Source organism: Oceanibaculum pacificum (assembly GCF_001618175.1).
GTDB classification, from domain to species: Bacteria; Pseudomonadota; Alphaproteobacteria; order Oceanibaculales; family Oceanibaculaceae; genus Oceanibaculum; species Oceanibaculum pacificum.
This window is the reverse complement of record NZ_LPXN01000089.1, coordinates 1-5,358: the sequence shown is the minus strand read 5'-3', so window position 1 is coordinate 5,358 and position 5,358 is coordinate 1. Positions and strand designations below refer to the sequence as shown.

General features: G+C 69.2%; 6 protein-coding genes. 5 read left to right on the top strand and 1 reads right to left on the bottom strand.

Translation table 11 applies throughout. The features are described from left to right. Positions 1 to 442: 442 nt before the first annotated feature. From ccmA to AUP43_RS06085, 3 genes are read left to right on the top strand one after another with little or no spacing between them, the layout of a single operon-like run. Positions 443 to 1,093, top strand: a complete 651-nt coding sequence (gene ccmA / locus AUP43_RS06095; protein ID WP_067553815.1) for a heme ABC exporter ATP-binding protein CcmA — start codon at positions 443 to 445, stop codon at positions 1,091 to 1,093. Beyond that, positions 1,090 to 1,755: a heme exporter protein CcmB gene (ccmB, locus tag AUP43_RS06090; RefSeq protein ID WP_067553812.1), complete on the top strand. Its 666-nt coding sequence runs from the start codon at positions 1,090 to 1,092 to the stop codon at positions 1,753 to 1,755. Before ccmA ends, ccmB begins: the two co-directional genes overlap by 4 nt. Positions 1,756 to 1,768: 13 nt before the next feature. Then, complete coding sequence (locus AUP43_RS06085) at positions 1,769 to 2,488, top strand: heme ABC transporter permease (protein WP_067553821.1); 720 nt, start codon at positions 1,769 to 1,771, stop codon at positions 2,486 to 2,488. Between the two features lie 12 nt (positions 2,489 to 2,500). Here AUP43_RS06085 and AUP43_RS06080 read toward each other — a convergent pair whose 3' ends face one another. Beyond that, the gene (locus AUP43_RS06080; protein ID WP_084462599.1) at positions 2,501 to 3,172 is read right to left on the bottom strand and encodes a gamma-glutamylcyclotransferase; all 672 of its coding nucleotides are present in this window, start codon (positions 3,170 to 3,172) and stop codon (positions 2,501 to 2,503) included. 78 nt (positions 3,173 to 3,250) lie between these two features. On the opposite strand from AUP43_RS06080, the gene AUP43_RS06075 reads away from it, so the two are divergent. Next, positions 3,251 to 4,276 (top strand): DUF2125 domain-containing protein, encoded by a 1,026-nt coding sequence (locus AUP43_RS06075; RefSeq protein ID WP_067553810.1) that lies wholly within the window; start codon positions 3,251 to 3,253, stop codon positions 4,274 to 4,276. A gap of 73 nt (positions 4,277 to 4,349) precedes the next feature. Beyond that, the gene (locus AUP43_RS06070; protein WP_067553808.1) at positions 4,350 to 5,324 is read left to right on the top strand and encodes an HpcH/HpaI aldolase/citrate lyase family protein; all 975 of its coding nucleotides are present in this window, start codon (positions 4,350 to 4,352) and stop codon (positions 5,322 to 5,324) included. Positions 5,325 to 5,358 lie beyond the last annotated feature (34 nt).

Here is a 5,358-nt window from a genome sequence, read left to right as displayed (position 1 = left end):
CCGCGCCATCTCCCCTCACCCAGCCTCGTCTAAACTCGTGCCTCGCTAAGCCTCGTCACTCCTCTCCCCTTCCGGGGCGAGGGGTAATAGCTCCGGCCTTTAATCGGTGCGCCATATCCCCATCTACTCCTTTCGGATGAATGGCGTTTCCTGTTCACGCTTGCGTGATATGCCGCAAAAGAGCCTTTTGGGCCTCTTATTTTGGACATGATTAACCCCGATATTATGATTGTAGGCGCCACCTAAGCCCCTCCGGTGCCTACACCGGCCGCGACGGAAACCCCTTCCCCTCCGCGGCCATGACCCAAAGCCCCCTCGGGCGGTGCCAAGTCCCCGCTGGCACCGCCCGAACTTTTTGCGGGCTTGGCTTTCCTCTCCCCGCGACAACCAGCCACTGGACCCGCCCCCTTGCCCTGCCCTCATGCCCCGCCTATGAAAGGGCATGAACGATTTCAGCGGTATCGGGCTCGCCTGCCGCCGTGGCGACAGGCTGGTCTTCCGGCATCTGGATTTCACGCTGCCCGCCGGCGGCGCGCTGGTGCTGCGCGGCCCCAATGGCAGCGGCAAATCCAGCCTGCTGCGGCTGATGGCCGGGCTGTTGCCGCCGGCTGCCGGCACGCTGGCCTGGGACGGCGCGCCGATCGCCCAGGATCGCGAGCTGCATCGCGAGCGGGTGCAGTATGTCGGCCATCTCGACGCGGTGAAGCCCGCGCTGACGGTGCGCGAGAATCTGCGCTTCTGGGCCGGCATGCGCGAGGCGCTGGACGACCAGGCCGCCGCCGAGGCGCTGGCCCGCTTCGGCATCGCCCATCTTGCCGATGCGCCGGGGCGCTTTCTGTCGGCCGGGCAGAAGCGTCGGCTGGCGCTGGCCCGGCTGCTCGCCACCGGTTCCGATCTCTGGCTGCTGGACGAGCCCACCGTGGCCTTGGATGTCGCCACCATCGCCGTGCTGGAGGATGTCATCGCCGGCTTCCGCGCTCAGGGCGGCCGGGTCGTGGTTTCGACCCATTCCCCCATCGATCTGCCGGGGGCCGTGCTGCTCGACATGGCCGGCTATGCCGCCCCCAGGCTGACGGCGGAGGAATTGCTGTGAGCGGCTTCCGCACGCTGGTCGTCCGCGACCTGAAGCTGGCCGGCCGCCAGGGCTCCGACGCGCTGATCGTAGTCGGCTTCTTCGTGCTGGGGGCGGTGCTGTTCCCCTTCGCCGTCGGGCCGGACGCGGCCGTGCTGGCGCGGATTTCCGGCGGGGTGATCTGGGTGATGGCGCTGCTGGCGGCGATGCTGTCCTTCGACCGGCTGTTCCAGGCTGATTACGAGGATGGCACGCTGGAGCTGCTGGCGCTCTCGCCGATGCCGCTGGGTTTCCTGGTGCTGGCGAAATGCCTGGCGCACTGGCTGACCACCGGCCTGCCGCTGATCATCGCGGCGCCGATCCTGGCGGTGCTGCTGAACCTGCCGGCGGACGGCTTTGGCGCGCTGCTCTTGGCGCTGGCGCTCGGCACCCCCACCTTGAGCCTGCTGGGCGCTGTCGGCGCGGCGCTGTCGCTGGGCGCGCGGCGCGCCGGCGTGCTGGTGCCGCTGCTGGTGCTGCCGCTGGCCGTGCCGGTGCTGATCTTCGGCGTCGCCGCCGTGGATGCGGCGGTTGGTTCCTATCCCGCCGGGCCGCATCTCATGCTGCTCGGCGCCCTGTTCCTGGCAGCCTTGCCGCTCTGCCCCTGGGCGGCGGCGGCGGCGCTGCGTCATGCGGTAGAGTAGAGACATGTCGAGCCTGCACCGCTTCGCCAATCCGGCCCGCTTCACCCGCATCAGCCGCGCGCTGACGCCCTGGACGGCGGCGGCCACGCTAGTGCTGCTGGCGGCCGGCCTGTATCTCGGCATCTTCGCCTCGCCGGCGGATTACCAGCAGGGCGAGACGGTGCGCATCATGTATGTGCATGTGCCCTCGGCCTGGATGGCGATGGCCTGCTACACCAGCATGGCGCTGGCCAGCGCCGTGGCGCTGATCTGGAAACATCCGCTGGCCGATCTGGCGGCGCAGGAGACGGCCCCCATCGGCGCGTGCTTCACCGCCGTCGCCCTGGCGACCGGGGCGCTGTGGGGCCAGCCCATGTGGGGCACCTGGTGGGTGTGGGACGCGCGGCTGACCTCGGTTCTGGTGCTGCTGTTCCTGTATCTCGGCTATATCGCCCTGGTGAACGCCTTCGACGATCCGCAGCGCGGGGCCAAGGCCGGGGCGATCCTGGCGCTGGTTGGCTGGGTGAATGTGCCGATCATCAAATTCTCGGTCGATTGGTGGAACACGCTGCACCAGCCGGCCAGCATCAGCCGGCTCGACGCCCCGGCGATCCATCCTTCCATGCTGACCCCGCTGCTGCTGATGGCGCTGGCCTTCATGCTGCTGTTCGCCACCTTGCTGATGGTGCGCATCCGCACCCGCCTGATGCAGCGCCGCCTCCAGGTGCTGCAGCAGATGGAGATCGAGGGGTAGGGGCAGGGGCTCTCAGAAATGCGTCGGGTCGGTCGGGGCGGGCGGTAGGGCCGGCATCGGCGCAAGGCCGGCCTCCAGCCGCTCGACCATCTGGTCCAGGCTCGCCAGCGCGCGGTCGGCCACGCCCAGCGCGGCCAGTTGCGCCAGCGTGTTCAGCAGATAGTCGCGGCATCGCCCGCGTCCGCCGCAGCCCAGCGCCACCAGGGCGGCGATCTGCTCGCGGTTCAGCAGCCCGGCATATTGCGGGTGCCGGCGATTGACGATGAAGGTCAGCGCCTGCACTTGCCCGTCAGCGGTGCGCAGCCGGCGCGGCAGCGGGTGATAGACGCCGCTGCCCATCTCCCGGTCCCACAGATAGGCGGAGATTTCCGGCAGGTGCGCCTCGGCCACCCGGTAGGCCAGGCCCCGGCACGCGCCGCCCTTGTCCAGTCCCAGCACCAGCCCCGGCTGTTCCGGCGTGCCGCGATAGCGGTAGCTGTAGACGCAGAAGCGGCGGTGATAGCCATGCAGCAGCGCCGGGCGCGCCTCCAGCACCGGAAAGCCGGGATCCCACATCAGCGAGCCATAGGCATAGACCCAGGCGTCGCCCGCGCCGCCCGGCCGGTAGTCGAACAGCCGGCGCGCGCGGCCTTCGGGATCTTCGGAGCGGAATATCGGCGTGAGGGAAAGAACGTCGTCGGGCATGATGACATCCTATATGGAATGGAACGGCAGACGGGTCCAGCCCGTTTGCCCCCGACCGCCCCGTTGTCAAGGAAGCCCATGCGCCGCCTTCTCATCGCCTTCACGGCCCTGCTGGTCCTGCTTGCCGGGGCCTACAGCGCCTATTGGTTCATCATGGCCGACCGGCTGCGCGACGGCATTGCCGGCTGGGCGGCGGCGGAATCCCGGCGTGGAACGGAAGTGAACTGGGCCAGCTTCACGCTGGACGGCTTCCCCTTCGCCTTCCGCGCCAGCTTCGAGGCGCCGTCGATCCGCGCCGACGGGGCCGCCACCCCCCTGGCGTGGCGCGGCGGCCATCTGGTGCTGGAGGCGCTGCCCTGGGATCTGCGCACCATCCGCTTCAAGGCGATGGAGCCGCAAACGCTCGATATTGGCCTGGTGACCGACCGCACCCGTATCGAGGCTGCCAGCTCGGACGGGGTGATCGGGCTGGATTCCCGCTACCAAGCGGCCAGCCTGGAGGCGCGCTTCGCCACCCTGCGGGCCTCGGGCGCGGGCGGTGCGGCGCTGGCGACCGCCAAGGGCGTCGATCTCAGCCTGTCGCGGCCGGAGACGCCGCCGACGAGCATCGACGCGCCGGCGCTGAGCTTCGGCCTTGGCGTCGAGGCGCTGGAGCCGAACCTGCCGATGGCGCTGCCGGTCACCGGCCCGGTGCAGATCGACCTGGCCGGTGCCGTCATGGGTGCCGTGCCGGAGCAGGGCGGGGAGGCTGGCCTTGCTGCCTGGAGCGAGGCCGGCGGCACGCTGGAGATATCGCGCCTGCTGCTTGACTGGCGACCGGTGCGCATCGAGGGCGACGGCACGCTGGCGCTGGACAAGGAACTGCAACCCATCGGCGCGTTTTCGACCGAGATCGAGGGCCATGACAAGCTGCTCGACGGCATGGCGACGCTGGGCTGGCTGCGGCCTGAGGATGCCTCGCTGGGCCAGCTTGCCCTGTCGCTGCTGGTGCGCGAGGGGCGCAACGGACGGCCGGTGGTAAAGGCCCCGCTGAGCCTGCAGGACCGGGCGATCTATCTCGGCCCGCTGCGGCTGGCCCGCATGCCACACATCGTCTGGCGCTGATTGACAGGCCCCGGCGGCCTCTCCATCCTCCCCCGCATCTCAAGAAACGCGGACCCGCACAGGAGGATTTCCCATGAGCTTCACCATCGTCGAGCCGGCCACGGCGCGCCTGAACCGCAGCGAGCTGGCCGTGCCCGGCAGCCGGACCGAGCTGTTCGAGAAGGCGGCGCGCTCGGCGGTCGACGTGCTGTTCATGGACCTTGAGGACGCCGTCGCCCCGGACGAGAAGCCGCAGGCGCGCAAGAACGTCATCCAGGCGCTGAACGAGGTGGATTGGGGCGACAAGGTCGTCTCGGTGCGCATCAACGGGCTGGATACGCCCTACATGTATCGCGACGTGGTCGACATCGTGGAGAATTGCCCGCGCCTCGACATGATCATGATCCCCAAGGCCGGCACGGCGGCGGACATCTACGCCGTCGACATGCTGGTCACGCAGATCGAGATGGCCAAGGGCCGCACCAAGCGGCTGGGGCTGGAGATGATCATCGAATCCGCGCTCGGCATGCAGAATGTCGAGGCCATTGCGGCGGCCAGCAAGCGCAACGAGGCGCTGCATTTCGGCGTCGCCGACTACGCCGCCTCGATCAAAGCGCGGACCACCAATATCGGCGGGGCAAATCCGTACTACACCATGCTGAGCGACGCCGATTCCGAGGGCGTTCGTCATACCCACTGGGGCGATGTCTGGCACTATGCGCTGGCCCGCATGGTGGTGGCGGCGCGGGCCAACGGGCTGCGCGCGCTGGAAGGCCCCTATGGCGACTTCAAGGACCCGGACGGCTTCCGCGCCTCGGCGCGCCGGGCCGCGGCCCTGGGCTGCGAGGGCAAATGGGCGATCCACCCGACCCAGATCGCGCTCGCCAACGAGGAATTCACCCCGTCCGAGGCCGACATCACCCAGGCCAAGCGCATCCTGGAAGCGATGGAGCAGGCCCAGCGCGAGGGCAAGGGCGCGGTGGCGCTGGACGGCCGGCTGATCGACATTGCCTCGATCAAGCAGGCCGAGGTGCTGGTGAAAAAAGCCGAGATGATCGCCGCGCGGTGAGGGCTCTTTACGCCGCCTGACCCTTCGAGACGCC

What these genes read in the sequence shown, in the direction of transcription:
- ccmA (WP_067553815.1), top strand. Translation starts at nt 443, where the DNA reads ATGAACGATTTCAGCGGTATCGGGCTCGCCTGCCGCCGTGGCGACAGG.
- AUP43_RS06080 (WP_084462599.1), bottom strand. Translation starts at nt 3,172, where the DNA reads ATGCCCGACGACGTTCTTTCCCTCACGCCGATATTCCGCTCCGAAGAT.
- AUP43_RS06075 (WP_067553810.1), top strand. Translation starts at nt 3,251, where the DNA reads ATGCGCCGCCTTCTCATCGCCTTCACGGCCCTGCTGGTCCTGCTTGCC.
- AUP43_RS06070 (WP_067553808.1), top strand. Translation starts at nt 4,350, where the DNA reads ATGAGCTTCACCATCGTCGAGCCGGCCACGGCGCGCCTGAACCGCAGC.